The following is a 23,566-nucleotide window of genomic DNA, read 5'->3' on the forward strand; positions in this document are numbered from 1 at the left end:
CATCGGGACCTCCGAAATTGGCCGTACGCCACTGATACCATTGTTTTACAGCACGTACAAGTACTTCGTACATATCACCTTCGATAAGAGATACTTATCGGATGTTATTAACAAACATGGTTAACGTCAGAGTAACGCTACTTAGAAACTATTTGGATTAAATATGGTAACAATTATTATTATAAATCAATTACTAAACTGAATCCAGTTAAGCGCGTAACGCGTAAATCGCGTAAGCGGGGCATATCCGTTGGCGGTGCTATTTCACTGTGCAATTGCGCGCTGACTTGCAATCTACTGTCGAGTTTCACCAGGATTTAAACCGTATTTCCATTTCGCGTTAGACCACCCACATCCGTGGTAGTGAGTTGAACGACAACAGTTTTATTAGGCGTAAGTGGATTACGGCGGAATGGAAAAATGGATCAAACTCAAACGAAAACTAACAGCAAGGGAAAATCGAACGCTGGCACCAGACGCTGAAGAACCGCATCCTGCTTGAAAACTACTTCTTCAAGGAGGACCTCGAAGCCCAGATTGCAGCCTTCGTCGAGCATTACAATCATCGCCGTTACCATGAGAGCCTCGACAATCTCACTCCCGCCGACGTCTACTTCGGACGCGGACAGACCATCCTGCTCCAACGCGAAAGGATCAAAAGAGACACGATCAAAAAACGCCGCTTGAACCACCAAACCAAAGCCGCTTAAATCAAATCCCAAACCGAGCCGGAAACTCCAATCTTCAAAAGCACAAATAGTCTCAAATCATTCGACGACGGACACTTGTCGTTGGGGCACATGCTGCGCTTTACAGGATGAAGAATGGCAAGACCCAGTCCCTATTGGCGGAGTGGGCGCAAACCCTGTTGGCGAAAAAACCCTTCAAACTCGTTGCGGTCGCTCTCGCAAACAAGATTGCGCGCGTTGCCTGGGCGATCATGGCGCGGAATATACAATTCCAGCTGGACTTTGTGCCTGATCACCGGGCGCTGACTTCAGTGTAGGCATGTAGAAGCGAAGAAGCTTTGCCTTTCGGGGCACCACAGTTGGCGGAGTGACGATGGTATGATGTGACAGCAAAGCGGAATGGACCGCACGAGCCGAAGAACCCGTGGTGTTGTCTTGCGCATCAACAGCGCGACAATGTGATAGGGATCGGTTCTCGCGGACAACATCAGGGCCAGCGGTCATATCGTGCCGCATAAACAGGCCGAAGACATGACTGCACCCGACCCGCAAAGCTAAAACATCACCAAAATCATATTGCCAAACGGGCGCCATCCAGACATGACAGCACCACTGACACTTCCCAAGGGCGTGCTCCAAGCAGGCAAGCGGGTCGCGAGTTCATATCGCCTGGCATGTCCTTGCTGACTGGGTGATGATGTCGTGAGCATCGAGTTTCCACAATTCGTTTGAAAGAATCTCCAGCTCGAAAAACCCCGAATATTGCTTTGCTTCTGCCAAAGCACAGAAGGCTGAGAGATCGATTATGCCGTCGCCGGGCATTCCGCGATCCATGAGCATGTCGCGCGTGGGAACGAGCCAGTCGTTAATGTGGCAGGCGAGCAGCCGGTCTTCGGCTTGAGCGAGCGCCATCATCTCGGGCAGCTTGGGATCCCACCAGGTATGGTAAGCATCGACTGCTACGCCGAGCAGCGGGTTTTCCGGTGCCAGCTTCCTGCAGATGTCGAGAGACTGCTCCACCGTGTTTACACAGGCACGGTCCGCTGCGTACATCGGATGCAGGGGCTCCAGCGCCAGCGGAACGTTGAGTTCGGTCGCGGTTTCGAGCAGGGCGCAAATGCCGTCCTTAACCTGCTGTCGCGCGTCCGGAAGGTTGCGGCTACCGTTAGGAAGGCCGCCAACGACCAGGACGAAGCAAGCCGCCTGTAACTCAGCGGCCTCGTTCAAGGCTCTTTTGTTGTCGTCCACATTCGCTTGCCAGTCGCGCTGCGAGCTGGCTGGGAAGTAGGTGCTCCGGCAGTATCCGCTGACGGAAAGCCCGCAGTCGCGTATCAGCCGACCGACCTGCCTGGCGTCTGTCCCCTCCAGTTCCCGGCGCCAGGGAGCGAGGCCTGCGAATCCCGCGCGCGCGATCATATCGACGGTCTGGGCAATCGGGGTCTGAAAGCCGAGCGTTGCGGTATTCATGGAGAAGCGATCAAGCCCGCGTGTCATTGTCTTCCTCCGGCAATTCAAAGAAACGGCAGATGGCCTCGACCTGGCCGGATAGCATGTGGATCCCTGCATGGACCGCGCATCCGCGCGTCTCGGCCTCCTGTAGGAGGCGCGATATCGGAGGCTTGAGGATGATATCGACCACGAGTGCGCCAGGCTTCAGGATGTCCGGTGAAACAGGAAGCGGATCGGTCTCGCGCATTCCGAGCGACGTGCAGTTGATGATGACGTCGTAGCCTTGCGAATTTGACTCTGCGTTACTGACAGATACTGGCGAGCCGACCGAACCGAGATCGTCCAGCAATGTATCGGCCCGTTTTCTGTCGATGTCGACGACGCCGATAGAGGCTGGTGCTTCATCGATCACGGCATGGGCGATGGCTGAGCCCGCGCCGCCCGCACCGATGAGAAGAACATGTCGGCCGGTGACGCTGTGCCCCTTTTTTGCCAAGCCGTGGATGAAGCCCAGCCCGTCGAAATTGTCACCGATCAGGCGACCGTCAGGCAACTTTTTGATTGCATTGACTGCACCGATACGCCGGGCCATCGGTCCGAGATCGTCCAACATGCCGGCAATCGCGATCTTGTGCGGAACGGTGATGACTAGGCCATCGAAATTGCCGATGCTACGGAAGGCCTCCACCATGATGTCGAGCTTTTCGATGCCGACATGAAATGGGACCAGCGCCGCCTGCACGCCTTTGGCGCGAAAGGCCTGGTTGAACAAGCCGGGAGAGCCGGCCTGAACGATCGGGTCACCGAGGATCGCGTAGACACGGCTTGCACCGGTGAGCGGCAGTGGCAGACCAAGCTCGGGCGTTTGCGCGGTGCCGTTCATTGATCGATGCCGCGCACGGCGAGAATGGCCTGCATCCGTCTCGTCGCCAATTCCGGGTCAGTCAGTAGTCCGGATTGGTCCGCGAGGCGGAATATCTCCACCAGATGCAAGGTGGAACGGGCACTTTCCATGCCACCGACCATGGTGAAATGGTCCTGGTGGCCGTTGAGATAGGCCATGAAGACCACGCCGGTTTTGTAGAACTGGGTTGGCGCGGCGAAGATATGCCGAGAGAGCGAGAGTGTCGGCTCGAGGATGGCGCGGTAGCCGGCTTCATCCTGAGCGGCCAAGCGCGAGAGGGCGAGCGAGGCAGCTGGCGCGATCGCGTCGAAGGCGCCGAGAAGGGCGTGAGATACATGCTTGCCGTCGCCAGCGATCAGGTCGACGTAATTGAAATCGTCGCCGGTGAACATTTTCGCGGTCGTCGGCAGCCGTGCCCTAAGTGCGACCTCCTTTGCAGCATCGAGCAGCGAGATCTTGATGCCGTCGACCTGGTCTGCATTGTTCTCCATGATGCCGACGACGACGTCCACGGCACCGTCGAAATCATGGGCACCCCAATAGCCGGCCAGTTCGGCATCGAACATGGGGCCGAGCCAATGCAGGATCACCGGGTTGCGCGCCTGCCGCAACAGACGGTCGTAGACGAAGACATAGTCGTCAGGACCCTTCGCAACGCGGGCAAGGGCTCGGGATGCCATCAGGATCACGCGGCTACCACAGGCTTCGATCGCCTCCATCTGCTCTTCGTAGGCAGCGATCACGTCAACGAGGGTGTGAACGCTCGCCGGATCGAGTTGGTCCGTACCGCAGCCCGATGCCATGAGGCGATCCTTGCCGGCGGCTTCCGCTGTGCGGCGGATGAGCTCGTGTGCCATGTCCCAGCCGAAGCCCATGCCCCGCTGGGCAGTGTCCATCGCTTCGGCGATACCCAGGCCGAGGCTCCAGAGATGTTCGCGAAATGCCAGCGTCTTATCCCAGTCTACGACAGGGGCAAGCCAGGGGTCAAAATCCGCCAGTGGGTTCACGACCACGTGGCCGGCCGCATAGGCGACCCGGTTGAAGGCGATCGTCGGGCGGATCGCAGAAAGAGGAGTTCCCGTGAGGCCGTAGCTCTCGATGCGACCATCGGCGGCGGGAAGGTTCAAGCGAAGGGTAGGGCTCATGTGCATTCCTCTTCAGATGGCGGCGCGCAAGCGCTGGTGGATGGGCCAGTCGCCCTGGAGATCATCCTCTAGACCGATCGGGCGGTCATCGAACAGACGTGAATCCATTTCCTTCAGGTTTGGAGAGATGATCGGAGTAAACGCCATATGGGCTAGGACATCGCGCTCCAGATCGATGCCCGGCGCGATCTCGATCAGTTCGAGGCCATTCGGATTGGTCTGGAAAACGGCACGCTCGGTCACGAAGATCGTCGTCTGTCCACGCTCCCGGGCAAAGGCGCCATTGTAGGTCACTTGCTCGAGCTTGTTGACGAACTTGCGGTGTTTGCCTTCGTTGACGATATTGAGACGGCCATCGCGGGCCTCGATCTGCAGTCCGCCGGCTGTAAACGTGCCGCCGAAGACGACCTTCTTCGCGTTCTGGCTGATGTTGATGAAGCCGCCGATGCCAACGACCCTACCGGCAAAGCGACTGATATTGACGCTGCCATCGCGATCGATTTCGACCGCGGACAGGAAGGCGATGTCCAGGCCTCCGCCATCATAGAAGTCAAACTGGTAGGGCTGGTCGATCATTGCCCAGAAGTTGCGCGCCGCTCCGGCATCGAGGCCACTCGCCGGTGCTCCGCCGATCAGTCCCTGTTCATTCGTCAGGACGACGTGATCGAGCAGGCCTTCCTCGGCTGCCACAAGGCCGATACCCGTGCATATGCCTGATCCTATGTTGCAGACAGCGCCTTTTCGCAGTTCGGCCGCGCAGCGGCGAGCGACGATCTTGCGTTCGTCCAGCGGCAGACGGGGGAAGGAGCCGAACGGAATCTTGACGTGCCCGGCATAGGCTGGGTCGAATTCGGTCTGGTAGGTCTGGCGCTGTTCAGGATCGACGACGACCACGTCCACGAGCATTCCCGGGATCTTTACCGTCTTGCCGGGTAGCGTGCCGCGCTTCGCAAGGCGCTTGACCTGCACGATGACGAGGCCGCCGCAGCGCCGAGTTGCCTGGGCCATCGACAGCATTTCGCCGAAGATCGGCTCGTCTTCCATCGAGATGTTGCCGTCCTCGTCGGCTGTGGTGCCGCGCAGGAAGGCCACGTCAATGCTGAAAGGCTTGTAGAACAGCCACTCTTTGCCCTTCACCTCGACCAGTTCTACCAGGTCCTCCACGCATGCCGAGCTTTGCTTCCCGCCCTCCTGCCGCGGATCGACGAAGGTGTGCAGTCCGACATGCGAAACCAGTCCCGGCCGACCGGCAGCGATCTCGCGCAGAAGCTGCGACAAAGCTCCCTGTGGTAGTGTATAGACTTCTGCCTTTCCACGGCTGGCGAGATCAGCGATAGGCGGTGCATCGACGACGGTGCCGCAAACAACGCGCTTGATCAGCCCCTCGTGGCCGAAGCGCGAGGCGCCAAGATTGCCGCGGTTTCCAAGGCCGACCGGGTGTATGGTCGTCAAGTCGCGGGGCGAGGCGTTGTCGAGGAAGCGGGTTTCCACCGCCGAGATCAAAGCTTCGGGTACAGCGTGACCCGAACCGGACCCTCCAATTACGATCGTATCGCCGTCGCAAATCAGGGCAGCAGCTTCCAGGGCCGAGAGGACTTGCATCAGAATTTGCTCCATTTATCAAACTTACTTACCGATAAGTATATCGATGGAGTTTTGCAAGAGCTTTGTTGCGGCGGCAACCGCAAGGCCGTCATTCAGGTGACTGAGTTAGGGTGCGTAGGCCGATAGCACGACGCGGGAAAACGTCTGGAAAAACTGCTCGAGACGTTCGAAGCTGCCTGCGTCCTGGGTAAACACCGAGGAGGAGTTCACGATGTTGACGAGAAGGAAGGCGATGTCGTCCAGCGGCGCATCGGGGCGCAATTCACCCCGTCGATGTGCATTTTTCACGGCCACAGTAATCGAATCATGCACTCTGACCGTGAAAAAACTCAGATGTTCCCGGGCGTCGGCCCCGAGGATTTCACCGTCCAGCCTAAGTCTGCCGATCAAGCTCCAGGGGCGATTGCCAGTTCTGTCCTTGTTGAATGCCTTGTAGCGCTGGTAGTTGAAATCCGCGATTTGCATCAGCTTTTGATGCAGGGTGGTCTCCGGGTTTTGCCAGATATCCTGATGTCTGGCGACTGTGGAGTTGACGTAATCACGCAATACCTCCTCGACAAGTTTCTCCTTGTTGCCGAAGTGGTAATGAATATTGGTTGTGGTGGTTTCCAGGCGGTCGGCAATGTTGCGGAAGCTGGTGCCGTGATAGCCGTGCCTGATAAGAAGCTCCGTCGCGACCACCTTGATCGCGTCGCGCATGGATCCGCTGCGAACCGAATCCGAAGGGGTTACTTCCCGTTTACGCGCCATTGCAGTCCTCCCGAGCTTCAGTTTCTCCTGCTCTGCCGAACGGGCTGAGCATTATTCGACCCTTTCGGACCGCATCATCATGAGTTGGGTTTCGCCACTCTGGACGATCTTTTCGTCCTGATTGATGATCTGCATGGCAAAGGTCACGATGCCCCGGTCGAGGCGGCGGGTCGTCCTTTTGCTCTTTACAGCGATCCGCGCGCAGATGCGATCCCCGATTTGGATCGGTGCACGGAACGACCAGTTCCATCCCAGCGTTGCGATGCCGAGGAGGCGAACAGGCGATCGTGTCTTCAGCCCGTCCGCCAGGGAGAGACCAAGCAACCCATGCGCAATGCGTCCCGGAAAACCTTGGGCGCGGGCGAACTCGTCATCCATATGAACGTCGAAGAGGTCGCCCGAGAGCCCTGCATAGGAGACGACATGGGTTTCAGTCACCGTTACGCCGGAAGTCAAAAAGAAGTCGCCTGTTTCCAGCTCGTCATATCCATATTCAGCAGGCGTAAGTCGGCGGACCTCGGTCGGATATTCCATTTCCATTTGCTCTCTCCGAAAATCAAAAACTTACTTACTGATAAGTAATTTTCCATTGACGGTCAAACTTTATCCTTGTAGCAGTATTACGAGAGGCTCCGCTAATGTTCGCTGCGGTGGGAGCGGGAGAAGCCGTCGCATTCAAAGGAGCCAATATGGCCTCTGTAATCATTTCCGAGATTCATAAGAAGTTTGGAGGCGTTCATATCCTCAAGGGCGTGTCGGTCGACATCGAGGACGGCGAATTCGTCATCCTCGTCGGGCCGTCGGGATGTGGGAAGTCGACCCTGCTGCGGATGATCGCGGGTCTCGAGACGATCACGGCCGGAAAGCTTTCAATTGACGGTCGCGTCGTCAACGATGATTCGCCCAAGGATCGCGATATCGCGATGGTGTTTCAGTCGTACGCACTTTACCCCCACATGACCATTGCCGAGAACATGGGCTTTCCGCTGATGATCAGGGAGGCGGGCAAAGACGAGATCGCTGCTGCAGTAAACAATGCTGCAGAGGTTCTGGGTCTGACGCATCTTCTGGACCGGTACCCCCGGCAGTTGTCAGGCGGCCAGCGTCAGCGCGTCGCGATGGGCCGCGCGATCGTGCGTGACCCGAAGGTATTTCTTTTCGACGAGCCCCTTTCCAATCTGGATGCAAAGCTGCGTGTCCAGATGCGCTCCGAGATCAAGGGATTGCAGCAGCGTCTGGCTACGACAACAATCTACGTTACGCACGACCAGATCGAGGCGATGACCATGGCGGACAAGATCGTCGTCATGCGTGACGGCTTCATTGAGCAGATCGGTGCGCCGCTTGATGTTTACGATCGACCTGCCAATCAGTTTGTAGCCGGCTTCATTGGCTCTCCCAGCATGAATTTCTTGCCCGGTCGCCTGGAAGGCGACGTCTTCCGGACGGAGAGCGGGCTTGTCCTGCCGCGCGGCTCGAGCTGGGGTGCGGTCGAGCCGCAAGATGCGGTTTACGGCATGAGACCGGAACACATGCAGCTGTCTGAGGACGGGGCGGAGGTGGAGGTCGTCGTGGTCGAGCCAACGGGTGCGGAGACCGAGGCAGTCGTGCGTCACGGCTCTATGCAATTCAACTGCCTGTTTCGTGAGCGCCTTACGATTGGCAGTGGCGACAAAATCAGAATCAAGCCCGATCCTGTGACGGTTCACCTGTTCAGCAAGAGCGATGGGCGTCGGCTCAGCTAGCGCCTGCCCAAGGGTGAAATGAGAATACATGCATCGACAAAGGAGGAGTTCGATGAAAATGCAGAAGAAAAGGGGAATTGGCCGCAGGACGGTCGCCCAGGCGATCTTGGGTGGAATGATGCTCGCGACGATGACCGTCCTGCCGTTTACGGCAGCGTCGGCAGAAACGCTGGTCATCAATACCGATCGCAGCGGCGCGGGCCAGAAGGCTGCGATGAACAAGATCGCCGCCGATTTCGAGGCCGCTAATCCCGGCGTCACGGTCAATATCAACTACAGCGATGTCGAATCCTACAAGACCTCGATCCGCAATTTCCTCGTGGCGAGCCCGCCGGATGTTGCCTTCTGGTTTACCGGCGCACGCATGCGGGCGTTCACGCAGCGCGATCTTTTCGAGGATCTGACCCCGTTTTTCGAGGAGAACAAACTGAAGGAGCCCATGGCCCCCTTCATCGATGCCGTGAGCGACGGCGGCAAGCAGTACATGATGCCAACGAACTTCAATATTTGGGGGTTCTTCTATAACAAGGCCGTCTTCGAGAAGGCATCGCTCCAGCCGCCCAAGACTTGGGACGAGCTTATGCAGGCCTCAGCCAAGCTCAAGGAGAGCGGTGTGGTGCCGTTCGCGATCGGCACGCGCGACCTGTGGGCCAATGCGTTATGGTTCGACTTCCTCACCAAGAGGACGGCAGGTCTCGAATTCTACATGGAGCTGATGAACGGCAAGGCCGCCTATACGGATGACAGGATCAAGCATGTCTTCGAGATCTGGAAGGATCCGATCGACAAGGGTTACTTCCTGGAGAATGCGTCGTCCTATGGCTGGCAGGAAGCAATACCTTTCCTCAATCAGGGCAAGGCCGGGATGTATCTTCTCGGTCCTTACGTTCTGACCTCGCTGCCGGAAGAGGCGCGCGGCAACATGGGCTTCTTCCCCTTCCCGAAGGTCGATGCTTCCGTGCCCGACTACGAGCAGGTATCGATCAATGGTGTCGGAATTCCCAAGGGCGCGAAGAACAAGGAGCTCGCCAAGAAGTTTCTTGCCTTCCTTGCGGAGCCTGCTCAGCTCAACGCCTTCGCCAAGGGCGGTCAGGTGGTTCCCGCTCGCGTCGATGCCGAACTCGATCCGAAGGATTTCGCCTCCGTACAGCTCGAACTCGTCCGCTCCTCGGCCGGTTCATCTCAGTTCTACGATCGCGATACCAATCCTGACATGGCGCAGGAAGGCATGAAGGGTTTCCAGGAATTCCTGGCGCGCCCGGACCGGGCTGAGGCTATCCTGGATCGACTTGAGGGGACCCGTAAACGCGTTTTCAAATAGTTCGGCGGCCGCGGCGATCGCCGCCGCGGCACGAACATCAGAGGCTTGTTGAGGCGGGGGCGCCTTTGTCCCCGCCCATCAACACAGAGGCGACTCATGCTGCAATATTGGAACAGGAACCAGAGCTGGCTGACGCCGCTTATTCTTCTCGCGTTTCCGCTGGTGCTCTTTTCGGTGATGATCGTTTACCCGATCGCCCAGAGCATTCTCACCAGCTTCTACGACTGGGATGGCACCGGGCCAGCGACCTTTATCGGCCTGCAGAACTATCAGGAACTCATCAATGACCCGCAGTTCTACACTTCGCTGAAGAACAACATCATCTGGATCGGAATGTTCCTGCTAGCGCCGGTGATCGGCCTGTCGCTGGCTATCTTCCTCAACCAGCCGCTTGCCGAACTGCGTTTCATCAAGGCGGTTTTCTTTCTGCCCCTGGTGCTGGCACCGGTCATCATCGGTGTCGTCTTTACCTGGTTCTACGATCCGACCTTCGGCATTATCGCGATTGCGATCCGCGCCGTAGGACTTGAGCCGATCGCTATCCTTTCGAACGAATATTTGGTCACCTTCGGTATCGTTATCGCGGCAATGTGGGCGCAGGTCGCGTTCTGCCTCGTCCTGTTTCTGGCCGGCTTGTCGCAGCTCGATTCCGAGCTGATCGCGGCTGGACGGATCGACGGTGCCTCAGGCTGGAAACTCTTGCGCTATGTGGTTCTTCCGCAGCTCCGCTCCGTGGGCTTCGTAGCGACCATCATCACCGTCATCGGTTCGTTGAGAAACTTCGACCTCATCTCCGTCATGACGCAGGGCGGGCCGTATGGCAGCTCCACGGTTCTGGCCTATCAGATGTTCGAGGCGACGATCTTCAGTTATCGGGCGGGATACGGTGCGGCGATCGCTACCGTCCTCTTCCTGATCATGACGGTGTGGATCGCCGTATTCCTGTGGCACACGCTACGCCAAGAAGCGAAGGTATCCTGATGTATCCCGCACCCATTACCGACAAGCCGCTTCGGGTCCGTATCTCCTATCGCTTAGCCATCTATCTGGCGATGCTCGTGTGGATGGCGCCGCTGTTTGCGATCATGATGACTGCCGTCCGGTCGCAGAACGATCTTCTCGCAGGCAATTACTGGGGCCTGCCCGAGACCTTCAGCTTCATGGCCAATTATCGCGAGGTGTTCAGCGTCTCGCCGATGTGGACGTTCTTTCTGAACAGCATCACGGTGACAGGCATCACCGTCATCCTCGTGCTTTGCCTGAGCACCATGTCGGCGATCGCGATCGCGAAGTATAAACTCCCGGGAGCGACGGTGCTGTTCGCGCTCTTCATTGCGGGCAATTTCATACCCTACCAGATCCTCATGATCCCCGTGCGCAACATGGTGCTGGATATCGGCCTGTACAACACCGTCTGGGGCCTCATTCTGTTCCACACGGCATTTCAGACCGGCTTTGCCACCTTGTTCCTGCGCAACTTCATCATCACCCTGCCGAACGAGCTGTTCGAGGCGGCCCGCGTCGAAGGGGCGACCGAATTCCAGATCATCCGCAAGATCGTCCTGCCGTTGCTGCGGCCCGCGCTTGCCGGTCTGGCCGTGCTGATTTTCACCTTCGTCTGGAACGACTATTTCTGGGCGCTCGTGCTGGTTCAGAGCGACGAAGCCAAGCCGCTGACACTGGGTATCGCTGGTCTGAAGGGGGAGTGGCTGACGGCCTGGAACCTGATCTCGGCGGCGGCTCTCTTCGCAGCCCTGCCGCCTGTCATGCTCTTCTTCGCCATGCAGAAGCATTTCGTCGCAGGTTTGACGGCGGGCGCAGTCAAGGGCTGAAAGGAAAAAGCGTCATGCCGCTCAGCGAGCCAAGGCCATTTCTGGCATCTCTTTTCCATGCCGCTGTCGAGGCGGCCGATCCCCGCCATGTGATCTTACGATACCTGCCCCCAAAGCCAAAAGGGCGAACGATCGTGGTTGGGGCAGGCAAGGGGGCAGCCCAGCTTGCCCGCGCCTTCGACGATGCCTGGGATGCACCGCTGTCGGGCATGGTGGTCACTCGTTATGGCTATGCGGTCTCGTGCCCCAGGATCGAGATTCGGGAAGCGGGTCACCCAATTCCCGACGAAGCCGGGCTCGAGGCATCGAAGGTGTTTTTCGAATTGGTCACCGGACTGACTGAGGACGATCTCGTCGTGGCGCTGGTCTCTGGCGGTGGTTCGGCGCTGCTACCGGCTCCGCCGACAGGATTGACGCTTGAGGACGAAATTGCCCTCAACAAAGCGCTGCTTTACAGCGGTGCGCCCATATCGGTCATGAATACCATCCGTAAGGCAACCTCCAGAATTAAGGGAGGGCGGCTGGCTGAGGCGGCCTATCCGGCACGGGTAGTTACTCTGGTCGTCTCGGATGTCCCTGGTGACGACCCCGCCGATGTCTCTTCCGGGCCGACGGTTGCCAGCAATGTTGATCCAAAGCAGGCGCTCGAATTCATCAAGGCGTGGCGCATCGACCTTCCGTATGACGTGATGACTTACCTTTCTAGCCAGCAAGCATTCATTCCGCCGGTCTCCCGAAATACTAGGAAACGGTGCCAGACAACGGTGATCGCTTCGGCTGCCAAGTCATTGGAGGCTGCCGCTGCGGTTGCAGTCCGTGCCGGCATTCAAACCGTGATCCTGTCGGATAGCATCGAGGGCGAGGCGCGCGATGTCGGACAAGTGCACGCCGCCATTGCGCGCGAGACCGCCTTGCGCGATCGGCCTTTTGCCAAACCGGTCCTCCTATTATCCGGCGGGGAGACAACAGTTAGCTTCGACAAGGTTCCTTCTGGGAAAGGTGGTCGAAATTGTGAGTTTCTGCTGTCCTTTGCACTCGGCATTCAGGGTGTTGGAAGCATCACTGCGTTGGCGGCGGATACCGACGGTATCGATGGAAGCGAACAGAACGCAGGAGCGTATGCGGATACGACTTCAGTTGAGCGAATGGTGCAGCATGGGATCAATGCGCGTGCCAACCTTCACGGACATGATAGCTGGACTGCGTTCAATGCCCTTGGCGATCTTTTTTCACCCGGCCCAACCGGCACGAACGTCAACGACTTTAGGGCAATCTTGGTCTCTTGAACTGGCGGACACGTAACTAGTTCCATAATACAGATTATGCGAGCCATATGTATAACGGGGGTGGGTTCTAGTTTGAAGTGCGACTTGCAAATGATAACAATGAGTTATCCAATGCAAGGAACCTGTCATGGACCGCACCTATTCGCATATTGATTTGGATGAACGCCGCAGAATAGCGCGCTGGCGCACTGCAAAACTTTCCGTCGACGTTATTGCTGAGACCTACCAACTGTAGATTTTTGAGCTTCAGGGAACGCCTCCCGAACCCAAGCGGTCAACATTGCACGACCGGGATAGCCCAAAGCACGCATCGTTGCAGAAGCACAACGACCATGCGTGCGGTAATGCTCAACAGCCGCTTCCTTTTGAGCCTGTGTGAACTTAGGCGCTCGGGGCGTAAACCCTAAACGCAGATTGAGCCGACACTCGTATTCTCGACACCAACCCTTCAAAGCATTCTTGCTTGGATAACCCAATTGGCGAATAGTCGCCTTCGAACGCTTGCCCAGCTTGATATAAAGCGCAACAGCGCGCATCCGGTCTTCGTAGGAATACATGAACTACCTCCCTGATAGTCCAAGTTTTCGTCCGCACCCCCAAGGCAGGTTAGGCGAAGCCGTAGATGGTAAACCCGCCGCTCCTCCGCCCTTCAAACTCTGTCGAGCGGTATCAGGACGGTTCAAGGGCCGCCCCACAGTCCCGGCCCTCGAAACTTCCACCCCACCCCAAATTCCCCGAAACGAGATTGCGTTTGTTGTGCAGGGCAAGACTAGTGCTGAGCAGCCAGTTTCACTATCATGTGCTTGTACCACCAATACGCCATACCAGGCCAGCCTATCCGGATTAGGGCAACGCAGGGCATGATCATGTTCCAATATAAGCGGCGTAGCCTTTTCCGCCCATCACTGCTCGCCAACAAAGAACGACTGATACTTGGAGCAACCTGATAATAATACGCGATTTCCGCCGCTCCAAAGGGCTGATGCCGAAGCCATTTATCGCGGAGCCCCCGCAAGGTTTGCAATTCAAAGCAATCGTCAGGACGACCTTGCACTGCACAACAAGCCGTTGTTAGAAAGCAATGATCGAATTCATCGACTGGTTCTCGTTCATAGGTTCCGCAGGACACATCGCGCTCCAAACTTGAATTCAGTTCCGCCAGTGCTTTGGTGTAGATTTTTTCGAATTCTTCAGTCGCCAGAGTTTCCCGCATGAAAGCGATCTTCAGGGCATTCTGGCGTATCACGCCAGTTTCTATAATCACCGGGGACTGCTTTCGCAGAAAATAGGAAATCTGGTTGCCGATGGTATGATTGTCTATATTGAAAGAGGCATCCAAAAAGAATTCGGAAACGGGCGCATCTATTTTGCTGTATGCGTACGGCCCCCGCGCTCCCGGAGAAAACCATCCTTCCATGCGCACTGATTGTCCGTTAGCTGCTGTTATCTGAAAATAGATCCGGTCTGTTTTGCGATAGCTGAGCCGCGTGTTCACAACGTCGTTGTCTTTATCCTTTCCCGCCCAGTAATTGATATCGGGTTTACCGGATCGGAGGGTAACGACCGCTCTGTCGGTGTAGGCTAAAGCTGAAACGTCGATTTTTCCGCCTGTTATTTTGCTTCCAACAGTGTGGAGTTCAATGGAAAATCCCAGCTCTGGTTCGTGCACAATGCGGTCGGAACGCGAAACCTTGCCATAGTCAAAAGTATACACAATTTCGAGGGTTTCTGTCTCTGCTTCACTCGAAACGCCACGTTTGCGCATCGGGATAACTTGTACATGCCACTTTCCGCTCTGCTCTTCGACGCTGCATGTGAAGCTGGCCAGGGCAAACTCAGGAAAGAATGATGTAGCTGCCGCCGCAGGAACGGCAGACAGGACGGTGCGTCTGGTCAACGTCTGCGATATCTTTTCCGTCTTTTTCATTGGGGGGAGCTTTCTCGTGTTTGAAGTTCCTGGACGGTGCGCAGGGAAGGAATATTGAAAACAAGCCTCTGCTCCCCCTTCGCAGCCAGTAAAGTCTCGCCGGTCGAGGACATTTCGATGGAATAGGTGCCTCTATCGGACCAGGTGGCGATGGTCTTCATTCGCTCAAAATCCATCACCGCAAGTGACGTGGCACTGGCTTCGAATTTGGCGTTTAACGCTACATAGGGGCGGTTCGGATGAAATTCGAGTTGCAAGGGAATCATCGGAGAGTGAGCTTTCCGTGGCCCGGACCAGTCACGTGTATTCCACACACTCATCTGATGACGATTGTCGAAAACTAGAATGTAACGGCTGTCGCGGCTTGCGCCGATCGTATGCGGCCAGTTTACCCCATCCAGACGGCGAAGCTCGGCAAGCGTTTGCGGATTCCGCACAACGATTTCACGCATCTGGTGCTGGCCGCTTGCGATCGCGTTTCCGTCAGGAAGCCATGCGAGAGGGCCCCCGATCCGAACCGGACCCATCCGCGTCACAGCCGCGAACTTGCGCGATTTGATATCGTAGAGTTTGAGAAAGCCGTCCGCTGTAGAAAATGCGACAGCGTTTCCATCTGGTCGCCAGACCAGATCTATGATCTCCTGAGATTCATGAATTTGCGCGATGACGTATCCAGACGCGGCATCGTAAATGTATGCGGCTTCTGTTGTCTGGCCAGTCGCTTCGCGATAGCTGGAAATGGTAGCTATGTAGTGTCCATCAGGTGAAAATCGGTGGTTCCGCCCGCGGTAGAGGTTGTGCTGTTTGACGCCGGCTCGCACATCCCAGGTTTGGGGTGGCTCCTGACCAAAAACAGCGCGATAAGCATCAGGCGCGAAAGCATTTCCTTTTAGCGCAGAAGGAAGTGAGGAGGCGCGTTCGCTACCTGTCGCCAGAGGCCGGATTTCCACGCGCCTATTTGAACTCCGGCTTTTGCGTTTCTCGTTGGAAGCGATTGGAAAACGGATACCAAAGCCATTGACCTGCACGCGCCAAGGTTCAATACTATGTTTGTCGATGAGGTAACGTTGCACCCCTCGTGCGCGACGGAGAGACAGGTCATCGTTAACTGCCACGCTTCCGGTGGCATCCGTGTGGCCTTCTATTGACAGTGCTGCGTCTACCCTTCGCACCGACTTCAATACCTCGGCTACCTTATCCAGAACGATTGATGCTTCTGGCAAAAGGACATCGGAATCAAAGGCGAATGTAACGTTCACTTGCTTGTCGCGACCAAATACCAATTGCCATTCCGAAATGAGGGCATCTGGAATTAAAGGCTCATACGGTTTCTTTTGCAGAACCAGTGCATTTTCGATCAGTGACGATTTCCATGAAAGCCATTCCGAAGGAGCGTTGCCTGTAGACTGTATTTCATCGAGATAAACTTTGGCATCAGCAAATTGCTGGGCGGCAATCCTGTTTTCGGTCGTCGCCTTCAGCAGATGTTGGCGCCGTGCAACCGACCATGGAAGCGACAATTTTTCTCGATAGAACCCGTAAGCGTGATCAAAATTTCCGTATGATTGATGAACCGTTCCAAACGATATGATCGAAGATAGGCGGGCCTCTTCGTGCGGGGCGAGCGCCAGCGCATCGAGTGCGAGCGCCGCCGCTTTATCTGGCTGCGGCAGGAAGTTATAGTTCAGCCACGCAAGAGTGTTTTTCAGGAAATAATTGTCCGGCAGAACACTCCGCGCGTCCTCCAGGAATGACTGTGCTCCATCAAAATCGTAGAGTGTCATAGCCAGAAATATTTCCTCAGCAACTTCCGCTGTCGGATGGATGGCAAAGCCTGCCTTGAGATAGTCCACGGCATAGCGGTTTGAGCCGAGTTGGTCACGCAACATTCGCCCTACAAAGAAATAGGCCGAAGCTTCCCCAGCTGGGTGTATCAAGGGCGACATGGGCTCGGATACATAGGCCAAGCGTTCGGCTTTCGGCATGGTGTCGTCAGAGAGTTTGTCGCGCCGCAAGATGGCGAGTTTCTCATACACCTCGAAGGGTGCATCCTTGCTGATTGCATTCTGGTAGGACTTTTCCGCTTCTGCATATCGTCCATCGGCCTCCGCGTCGAGACCTCGTACGAAATCGAAAGCGTATTCTTCTTCGCCGACCTCTTGTTCCCAACGATTGAGAAAGTCCATCGCAGCTTTTTTGTCTGCAACCTTCTCTTTGCGCAGGAAGAACCCATTGCGGACAAGGTCGACATCAAAGGGTGCCGTGGTTAGGGCTTGGTCATAAAGATCACGCGCCGCCTCCGGTCGCGAGGCTCGCTCATGCGCGACGGCGAGGTTGATGTACGCAACAGTCAGTTCAGGATCGGCTATAATGGCGGCTTCGTAAAGCCGGATTTGCTCATCTGCTCGCCCGTCTACACCCGCGATCCACGCGGCAGAAAACAGTCCCTCTGCGGTTTCGGAATGAGCGTCAGCCAAATGACTCCGAATGATGGCCCGCTCCGCCGCGCTGGGTGTTTTCAGACTGCGTTGCATAAGATCGATTGGATTCTGACTGGAGTAGGAGGGATGCTCTATCGCGGGTGACTGCGACACGCCGCATAGCAGGAAGATAAAGCAGAAAAGATAGCGAAGTGACATCATGGCTCCCTGGCAAGAAATTCAGATATGGATACAGAACGTTTCGTTGTCATCCGAATGCCCGTGATGCCCGTATTCCCCCTGGATTTTCTCTCTCTGATGAATATCGGCAGCATTCTTTTGAAATTCACTTCGAAGGAATTTCCCTCCGTGAGAGAAAATCGTTTCCATGCAAATTGTAAGATGAGAAGAACAGTAGTGCTGAGGTGGACAAATCGCTTGAACCTCTGCGGAGTTTCCTGCAACCTGTTCCGGGATTGGGATAAACATGTTGAATATGTTCTGTTGAAGTGCCGGAATCTCCATGAGACAGGACGAGACAGAATTGCAGGCGGGATATTGGATGCTGTCGAAGTCGGAAGAGCAGATCAATGAACTGATCGCCGCGATCTATGCGGCGTTGCTCGGGGAGCAGGATTGGCAGAGTTTTTTGGACAGAATGAACAATGTGACGCCAGGCGCACTTTCGACCCTGTTCTTTCATGACTTCAGAGCCAATACCGGAGCCGTGGCATATGTATCCGGTACGGAGGGCCGAGAGCGCGCCCTCAATGATTACGAAGGTCATTACAGCAACCTCAATCCCTGGATGAGACGTGTCGCGGCTACCCCTGTTGGAAGAGGCATTATCGGCGAAGAGATCATCTCTCGTGATGAGTTTAACCGCAGCGAATATTACTGCGACTATATTCGCCCGAACGGACTCGAAACGGGAGTAGGTCTGACCCTTTACAAGGACCAGAACTGCTATTTTCTGTTGAGTACGCTGACAGATGACACGGATATTGATCGCAATCTCGACCGTGCCAACATGCTGACCCGGATTGCCCCACATTTGCAGCGGGTGTTTCGCTATTACCGTTCTGGCGAGTTCCATAGGGCTGCAATAGATTTCGGCAAGGGGATCGACATGGCGAGCGGACTGGCTTTCATGTTGATCAACGAAGACCTCAATGTGATCAAGGCCTCCGCTGTCGCCGAACTGGCGCTCTCCTCCGGCAAAGTAGCTGGGCTTGATCCACTGGGGCGCATTAGGTTCGTCAACCCGGATATTCAATCGGCCTTGCGCTCTTTGCTGGTTCGCCAGCAGGGCATCCGCGAAACGAAAGTTTTTAACGAACCTGGTTCGGGTGTTCGGCTCATCAGAATTGGCGGCAGTCCTGCAGTAGAATTCTTTGCAGGCCCGATGGTGGCGGTGTTGATGGGCGAAGGATCGGCGGTTGGTCGTGTTTCCGGACTTACGCAGATCGCTGCCAGTTACCGACTGTCCCCGGCGGAAACGAGGGTCTTTGTTGGCGTTGTGAATGGGCTGAGCCTGTCTGACATTGCCGGTCAGTCCAACGTTACGAGGGAAACTGTACGATCCCAGCTCAAATCGATTTTCAGCAAGACCGGGGCTTCCAGCCAGATGGATCTCGTGCGTCTTGGTGCAGGTAAAACCCCGTCGATATGAAGGCTCGTGTCCCTGTGGACGAAACGCTCGGGTTAAACGGTTTTTGTCCATCAGTCGTAAGCCGGATTTCGATGCCAACGTCCTGAACGGTCAGATGTGAATGCGCGGCCACTGCTGTTGTATCGCAGTCGTGGCACCTCACAGCCTCTTGACGTCATGATGTAGCCGAGTGGACATGAACCATAACGAACATGGATATCATTATTTGTCTCAGCGATATTAGTGCTGGCCTGCACAAGTGCCCCGTTCAATGTCCGACCGATCACGTCGCAGCCAGTCAAAACCATTGCAATAAATACGGTCGTGGAGATGAACAGCCGCCGCATTGCTACCACTCCCCTACGATCCTCATTTCTTCAAAATTTTTGCTCAGCCGTTTGTCGATTTGGAGCTTGAATTTATCGTAAGTCTCCATCGTATTGTCGTAAGACTTGTTCACGGCTTCCTCTAGCTCACGCCCCAAGAAGATTTGAGGCATGATCGAATAAGCTTCGTCGAAGCGATGATTGATATTGTCGCGATATTTTTCTCGCTCTGCATTCAGACATGCTCGTTCTTGTTTAAGCGTCAGCCCATAATCGACGCAAACATTGAACCAGGGGCTCACTGGGTATCGCTGTTTGATATATTGGTACATGTCATAGCCCATTTGGCTAGCCAGCATGCGTTTCCTGAGATCGAAAGCTTTCGTACCCTCTATATTCTTGAGCTCGGAAATGTATTTTTCGATGCATTCACCATGATTGGTGAGATCAGAATCGCCTTCAAGGTCGCCACATTTATAGACCGGAACCTTGAGCAGCTTATCTTCAGTTGCAGAGTTTTTTTTAGGTGGCTCGTTCTTAGGGACTGCACTCTGGACAGCATAAGGCGTATCTGTTGGCTTAGCTGAGACTGCGGTTTTGTTGACGATGTCGGTGATTGTGCTCCGATCGCCGCCGCCGCCTTCACCGAGCGCCACATATATTTGCGCAATCGCCTTTGCAGAGCCTTTCATGATCATCGTGTGCTGGAATGAGCCTGCATCGACAATGACGCGGTCGGCTCCCTGAAGATGGATGATGAAAGTACGAGGCAAAGTGAGCTGTATAATCCGTGCACTTGCCGTGGACGGCATGACATTCTCGATCTCTGGGGGCAGACTGCCAAACGGCTGCGGTTCCACATCAAGGGTCTCAATGCGATGCGGTCTGTTGCGAGTCTTATCCTCGTCGTAGACAGCGCGAAGCGTTATGCCGCCAGGCAATGGCAGATCATAGCCGGAAACAAGTAGAAGCCGCCATTGTCTGGATTTCGTGTCGAATGTCAGGGACCCAAACAGATCACTCGACCGATAGCGAGCGCCTGGCATCTGCTGATTGGATGTCTTGTCAAAAAAAGTCCAGCCCTCCGTAGGGAGAACGGATGCAAGGCTGTGTCCCACAGGAAGAACGACCAGGAGAGCGCCGACAACAGCGTTCAAGATCGGGCGACGCATCGCGCGTGACGTCAATCTACCCGCAGCGTTCATCGTAAGCATTAAGGATCTTAGTGAAGCGCTCGCTATGATTCTTGTCGCCATGATGTCTGTCTCGTTTCAGTCAATATCGAGAAGAATGGTTTCGCATGACCGCTCCTCCCGTTTGGGTTCACTTGGTGGTTTATTGTGATACTTATGGATTTCCAAACGGTCTGTGGGTTCCGGTCTTACGTTCCCACCATTTGTAACGACCGGTTCCGTCACACACCATGAAGCCCCAACCATTTGGGTATATTTCGCCAGGCGCGGTGTTTAGATTTGTGAAGCAGCCCCAGCCGCCATGAGCCTTTTCGAGGCAAACCCTGAAATCCTTTGGCTCGTGACCAATGTTTTTCAGCTTCACGGCGAAACTTTTCGAGCTATTGCAATTTTCTCCCCAAGCCGTATCGTATTTAACGATCTCAGCCATTGCCGCTGTTCCCAGGGACAACAGTACTGCAACTCCTAACGTCGCTTTCTTCATGATATTACCTTGTGTGAACTGCGTGGTTGGTTTCCAGTCTCGTGCGTTTTTATCGCTGAAGAAAAACCTTGCGGCATCCCCCGGGTGGGGGATAGACGAACGCTGTTCACGCAAATCTCTTTTGATCGCAAGCAGCCGGAAGCGCCATCGGATGAGGTTTAGCTTACCCTTCAACAGCCCGTGGGGTCCCAGCGATCTATCGTTCTAATCATGGATGCTGTCACGCAGCACCTCTCAGGATTTCCGCGGCAGTTGCTTTGAGTTTAGGGTGATCATGAAAGGTTGCTTTTCGGTCTTCTGATGCGGGTGCCACTTCTGACCCAACTGGCGCGCGCTACTTTTACAACGCGACGAAACCATCGCAATCATTGGTCGAAAGAAGAACTTTCGGCAGAGTGCAACATTTCCCGATCTGCTATTGCCGGGCGTTTGTGATCTATCATCGGTCTTCCGCCGCTGCATTATACTGCCGGCACATGTTTGACCCGGTAGAGTATGGCGTTCGAGGATATGTCGTATAAGCTTGGTTATACCTCTCAAGCTGCTTACAGCCGCGCATTCAAACGTATCACCGGCCATCCACCATGAGCGAGCAGACAATTTTGATAGCCAGTCAAGATTCTTGGTTCAAGTACCATCCTGACGCAGAATCGCTCCAGAGGAAGCTTTAGCTTAAGCCTACCGATTGTGAAATTCAGTTTCCGTTTCAAGCCACTTAATGAGACCATGAAGCCCCACGCTCTATCTCAATCTTAAAAGATCTATCTTTTCCGGGTAGGAGACTTGGCTTGGACGTCAACTCTGGGAACTTCAGGTTGTGATCGAACCTTATTTATGTTTAGAGTTGGTTCAACTTTCGCGGCGAGCGGATAATCCTCACCTCTACGTGACCTCTTTCTTTTGCCACGTCTCCAGAACATGATGACGATTAAGAAAGCACCAAATAACAGAACCTTAAAGCTTGAGGAATCCGCATTTCCGTCAGTCGTGCCAACACCGGCTTCGGGCCCTGCGGAATTTCTATCGTCTGTTTGAGGTAAGATAGCCGAAGCGCTGGAATTTTGTGAAACGACTGAACCTGGGTTAACAATCGGAAAGAGTTTTTCCAGCGTTGCTTTGTCAATCGTACCCTTTTCTTCGAGCCCATTCTCGCGCTGATACTTCTTCAGCGCCAAGATTGATTTGCGCCCCCAAACACCATCCGCAGAACCCGGATCGAACCCTGTGGAGATGAGTTCACTTTGCACTTCTTTCGGCGTGCGGAACTGAGTAGCGACAGCGTGTGTGGGTGTCTGACATCAGCGCCTTTGAGACAAAACTGGTTTAATTAAGAAGAGAGGATTTTCGGCTCATCATAGCTTTATCAAAGGACGCAAAGATGAGACAGAAACCGGTTCCCCAAACGTCTTTTGCGGAAAAGACGATCAAAGATATCCGTCGTGCCACGCGTAAACATTATTCAGCCGAGAATAAAATCCGTATTGTTTTGGAAGGTCTGCGCCGGGAAGACAGCATTGCTGCGATCTGCCGCCGTGAGGCGCGACTTTCACCGGATGTGGTCGGCACCTCGTCGAGCCTCGAAGAAGTGCGCAGGATGATCATCACCGGGCTTGGCATCGGTCCACTTCCATTGCATGTCGCGCGACGCGAGATCGATGACGGCCTTCTCTGGCGTCTGCCGCCTTACGACAACCCTCCTGCCATCGATGTTTTCCTGATCCACAATCCTGAAGCCAACCTCAACAAGGCGGAAAAGGCCATGCTGGCCGGACTGAAATCTATCATTGCATCAACGCCCCTTGAGGAGCGCATCTACCAGGATTGAGCCCCCCAAAGCCCCCTATCTTCATGGCTGCGCAAGCAGCGTTTCATGATAGGCCCAGAACTCGTGGATAAACCGTTGAGCCAGGCTGTTGTCAGGGCGGTTGCTCCGACGAATGATAAGAAACCCTGCATCAACAAAGCTGTTAAATGGCCGTGTCACCACACCGCGCCCGCGAAAATCGGTTGCAGAGGACGGGTCAATGATTGTTATACCGGCGCCTTCGGCAACCAGTGTTAGCGCCGTGTGTGACAGGCGGGTTTCAATGGTGGCCGATCGTGGGATGCGCGCCAGCGCAACTTCAACGCGCATAGCAAAAAGCGATCCCGGTTCAAGTGTGATCATCCGTTCATTGGCGAGATCCTCAGGAGAAACCTCCCTATAGTCTACCAGTCGGTGTCCTTCCGGGACCGCAACCACTGCCGGTATAACACGCGTTTCGATATCGAACCCGGGCCTGTCCAGCGGGCCGTCTGCAAAGCCGATATCGGCCTGCCCTGACGCAACCGACTCCACAACCAACGCGGAGGAAATGCCGTTTAGGGAAGCATGAATATTGGGACGGGGTTTGAGAAAGCGCGCAAGGAAGCGCGGCATGATCCCATTTGCGAGTGCAGGCATGGCCGCGATACGCAACATGCCTGCGTTCTGACGACTAATTTCGTCGGCGAAACTCCTGATCCGATTGAGCCCGACATAGGCCCGCTCTACTTCCTGCAACAGCGTCATGGCTGCCTGCGTGGGGATCAGCTGGTTTCCGCGACGGTTAAAGAGCGTGAGTTTGGTATCGATCTCAAAGTCGCGGATCAGGCGGCTCACGGCGGGCTGCGTGATCGACATCAGTTCCGCTGCAGCCGTCATTTTTCCTGTCAGCATGACGGTTCGGAACGCTTCGACCTGACGCAGGTTCATGTTTCACCATAATATTGGGTTATGCTCTAGGCTTAATTTTGAATTTGACTGTATTGAGGCGCACTGTCAAACCTTTCCCATAATCGTACCGTCGCGATGAGAGCA

Annotated in this window: 18 protein-coding genes and 5 pseudogenes; 10 read left to right on the plus strand and 13 right to left on the minus strand. The window is 55.2% G+C overall.

Annotation, left to right across the window (positions count from 1 at the left end; translation table 11 throughout):
- Nucleotides 1-449 precede the first annotated feature (449 nt).
- A pseudogene (locus tag VBH83_RS16410) lies at nucleotides 450-710 on the plus strand (integrase core domain-containing protein); the annotation flags it as partial.
- A 639-nt stretch (nucleotides 711-1,349) separates the two neighbouring features.
- On the opposite strand, the gene VBH83_RS16415 reads toward VBH83_RS16410, so the two are convergent.
- From VBH83_RS16415 to VBH83_RS16440, 6 genes are all read right to left on the minus strand, one after another.
- On the minus strand, nucleotides 1,350-2,183 hold the full coding sequence (locus VBH83_RS16415; protein WP_396998658.1) for a sugar phosphate isomerase/epimerase family protein: 834 nt from the start codon (nucleotides 2,181-2,183) through the stop codon (nucleotides 1,350-1,352).
- On the minus strand, nucleotides 2,167-3,021 hold the full coding sequence (locus VBH83_RS16420) for a shikimate dehydrogenase family protein (RefSeq protein WP_396998660.1): 855 nt from the start codon (nucleotides 3,019-3,021) through the stop codon (nucleotides 2,167-2,169). Before VBH83_RS16420 ends, VBH83_RS16415 begins: the two co-directional genes overlap by 17 nt.
- Entirely contained in the window at nucleotides 3,018-4,187 is a 1,170-nt protein-coding gene (locus VBH83_RS16425; RefSeq protein ID WP_396998662.1) for a dihydrodipicolinate synthase family protein, read from the minus strand. Before VBH83_RS16425 ends, VBH83_RS16420 begins: the two co-directional genes overlap by 4 nt.
- Before the next feature lie 12 nt (nucleotides 4,188-4,199).
- Nucleotides 4,200-5,804 carry an acyl CoA:acetate/3-ketoacid CoA transferase gene (locus VBH83_RS16430; RefSeq protein WP_396998664.1) on the minus strand — a complete coding sequence of 535 codons (1,605 nt, stop codon included), beginning with the start codon at nucleotides 5,802-5,804 and terminating at the stop codon, nucleotides 4,200-4,202.
- A gap of 93 nt (nucleotides 5,805-5,897) precedes the next feature.
- Entirely contained in the window at nucleotides 5,898-6,542 is a 645-nt protein-coding gene (locus VBH83_RS16435) for a TetR/AcrR family transcriptional regulator (RefSeq protein WP_396998666.1), read from the minus strand.
- Nucleotides 6,543-6,593: 51 nt separating this feature from the next.
- Nucleotides 6,594-7,082: a MaoC family dehydratase gene (locus tag VBH83_RS16440; protein WP_396998668.1), complete on the minus strand. Its 489-nt coding sequence runs from the start codon at nucleotides 7,080-7,082 to the stop codon at nucleotides 6,594-6,596.
- 149 nt (nucleotides 7,083-7,231) lie between these two features.
- Here VBH83_RS16440 and VBH83_RS16445 point away from each other — a divergent pair, with 149 nt between their 5' ends.
- From VBH83_RS16445 to VBH83_RS16470, 6 genes and pseudogenes are all read left to right on the plus strand, one after another.
- On the plus strand, nucleotides 7,232-8,287 hold the full coding sequence (locus VBH83_RS16445; RefSeq protein WP_396998670.1) for an ABC transporter ATP-binding protein: 1,056 nt from the start codon (nucleotides 7,232-7,234) through the stop codon (nucleotides 8,285-8,287).
- Between the two features lie 52 nt (nucleotides 8,288-8,339).
- Complete coding sequence (locus VBH83_RS16450; protein WP_396998672.1) at nucleotides 8,340-9,608, plus strand: ABC transporter substrate-binding protein; 1,269 nt, start codon at nucleotides 8,340-8,342, stop codon at nucleotides 9,606-9,608.
- Nucleotides 9,609-9,704: 96 nt separating this feature from the next.
- Nucleotides 9,705-10,589, plus strand: coding sequence for a carbohydrate ABC transporter permease (locus tag VBH83_RS16455; RefSeq protein ID WP_396998674.1), 885 nt, complete (start codon nucleotides 9,705-9,707; stop codon nucleotides 10,587-10,589).
- On the plus strand, nucleotides 10,589-11,440 hold the full coding sequence (locus VBH83_RS16460) for a carbohydrate ABC transporter permease (RefSeq protein ID WP_396998676.1): 852 nt from the start codon (nucleotides 10,589-10,591) through the stop codon (nucleotides 11,438-11,440). The genes VBH83_RS16455 and VBH83_RS16460 overlap by 1 nt, the downstream gene beginning before the upstream one ends.
- A 14-nt stretch (nucleotides 11,441-11,454) precedes the next feature.
- Nucleotides 11,455-12,726, plus strand: a complete 1,272-nt coding sequence (locus tag VBH83_RS16465) for a glycerate kinase (protein WP_396998678.1) — start codon at nucleotides 11,455-11,457, stop codon at nucleotides 12,724-12,726.
- Nucleotides 12,727-12,853: 127 nt separating this feature from the next.
- Nucleotides 12,854-12,946 (plus strand): annotated as a pseudogene (locus VBH83_RS16470) (integrase catalytic region); the annotation flags it as partial.
- On the opposite strand, the pseudogene VBH83_RS16475 reads toward VBH83_RS16470, so the two are convergent.
- The 3 genes and pseudogenes from VBH83_RS16475 to VBH83_RS16485 all read right to left on the minus strand — a co-directional run.
- Nucleotides 12,945-13,283: pseudogene (locus tag VBH83_RS16475) on the minus strand (IS3 family transposase); the annotation flags it as partial. The pseudogenes VBH83_RS16470 and VBH83_RS16475 overlap by 2 nt on opposite strands.
- A 212-nt stretch (nucleotides 13,284-13,495) precedes the next feature.
- Nucleotides 13,496-14,653, minus strand: a complete 1,158-nt coding sequence (locus VBH83_RS16480) for a CFI-box-CTERM domain-containing protein (RefSeq protein ID WP_094544310.1) — start codon at nucleotides 14,651-14,653, stop codon at nucleotides 13,496-13,498.
- Nucleotides 14,650-17,295, minus strand: coding sequence for an OmpA family protein (locus VBH83_RS16485; protein ID WP_094544309.1), 2,646 nt, complete (start codon nucleotides 17,293-17,295; stop codon nucleotides 14,650-14,652). The genes VBH83_RS16480 and VBH83_RS16485 overlap by 4 nt, the downstream gene beginning before the upstream one ends.
- 301 nt (nucleotides 17,296-17,596) lie before the next feature.
- Between VBH83_RS16485 and VBH83_RS16490 the strand changes: the two genes are divergently transcribed.
- A complete protein-coding gene (locus VBH83_RS16490) occupies nucleotides 17,597-18,745 on the plus strand; it encodes a helix-turn-helix transcriptional regulator (protein ID WP_396998681.1) in 1,149 nt (382 codons plus the stop codon).
- A 328-nt stretch (nucleotides 18,746-19,073) separates the two neighbouring features.
- Here the strand turns inward: VBH83_RS16490 and VBH83_RS16495 are convergent, their stop codons facing one another.
- The 3 genes from VBH83_RS16495 to VBH83_RS16505 form a co-directional block, all read right to left on the minus strand.
- Nucleotides 19,074-20,306 carry a hypothetical protein gene (locus VBH83_RS16495; protein ID WP_396998683.1) on the minus strand — a complete coding sequence of 411 codons (1,233 nt, stop codon included), beginning with the start codon at nucleotides 20,304-20,306 and terminating at the stop codon, nucleotides 19,074-19,076.
- A gap of 91 nt (nucleotides 20,307-20,397) precedes the next feature.
- Complete coding sequence (locus VBH83_RS16500; RefSeq protein WP_396998684.1) at nucleotides 20,398-20,901, minus strand: hypothetical protein; 504 nt, start codon at nucleotides 20,899-20,901, stop codon at nucleotides 20,398-20,400.
- A gap of 587 nt (nucleotides 20,902-21,488) precedes the next feature.
- Nucleotides 21,489-21,974, minus strand: a complete 486-nt coding sequence (locus tag VBH83_RS16505; RefSeq protein ID WP_396998686.1) for a peptidoglycan-binding protein — start codon at nucleotides 21,972-21,974, stop codon at nucleotides 21,489-21,491.
- A 131-nt stretch (nucleotides 21,975-22,105) separates the two neighbouring features.
- Between VBH83_RS16505 and VBH83_RS16510 the strand changes: the two are divergent.
- Nucleotides 22,106-22,268: pseudogene (locus tag VBH83_RS16510) on the plus strand (IS3 family transposase); the annotation flags it as partial.
- A pseudogene (locus tag VBH83_RS16515) lies at nucleotides 22,247-22,552 on the plus strand (LysR substrate-binding domain-containing protein); the annotation flags it as partial. The pseudogenes VBH83_RS16510 and VBH83_RS16515, both read left to right, overlap by 22 nt.
- A gap of 21 nt (nucleotides 22,553-22,573) precedes the next feature.
- Here VBH83_RS16515 and VBH83_RS16520 read toward each other — a convergent pair.
- Nucleotides 22,574-23,461, minus strand: a complete 888-nt coding sequence (locus VBH83_RS16520) for a LysR substrate-binding domain-containing protein (RefSeq protein ID WP_396998688.1) — start codon at nucleotides 23,459-23,461, stop codon at nucleotides 22,574-22,576.
- Between the last annotated feature and the right edge of the window lie 105 nt (nucleotides 23,462-23,566).

This window comes from Ochrobactrum sp. S1502_03, from assembly GCF_044435015.1.
GTDB classification, from domain to species: domain Bacteria; phylum Pseudomonadota; class Alphaproteobacteria; order Rhizobiales; family Rhizobiaceae; genus Brucella; species Brucella chromiisoli.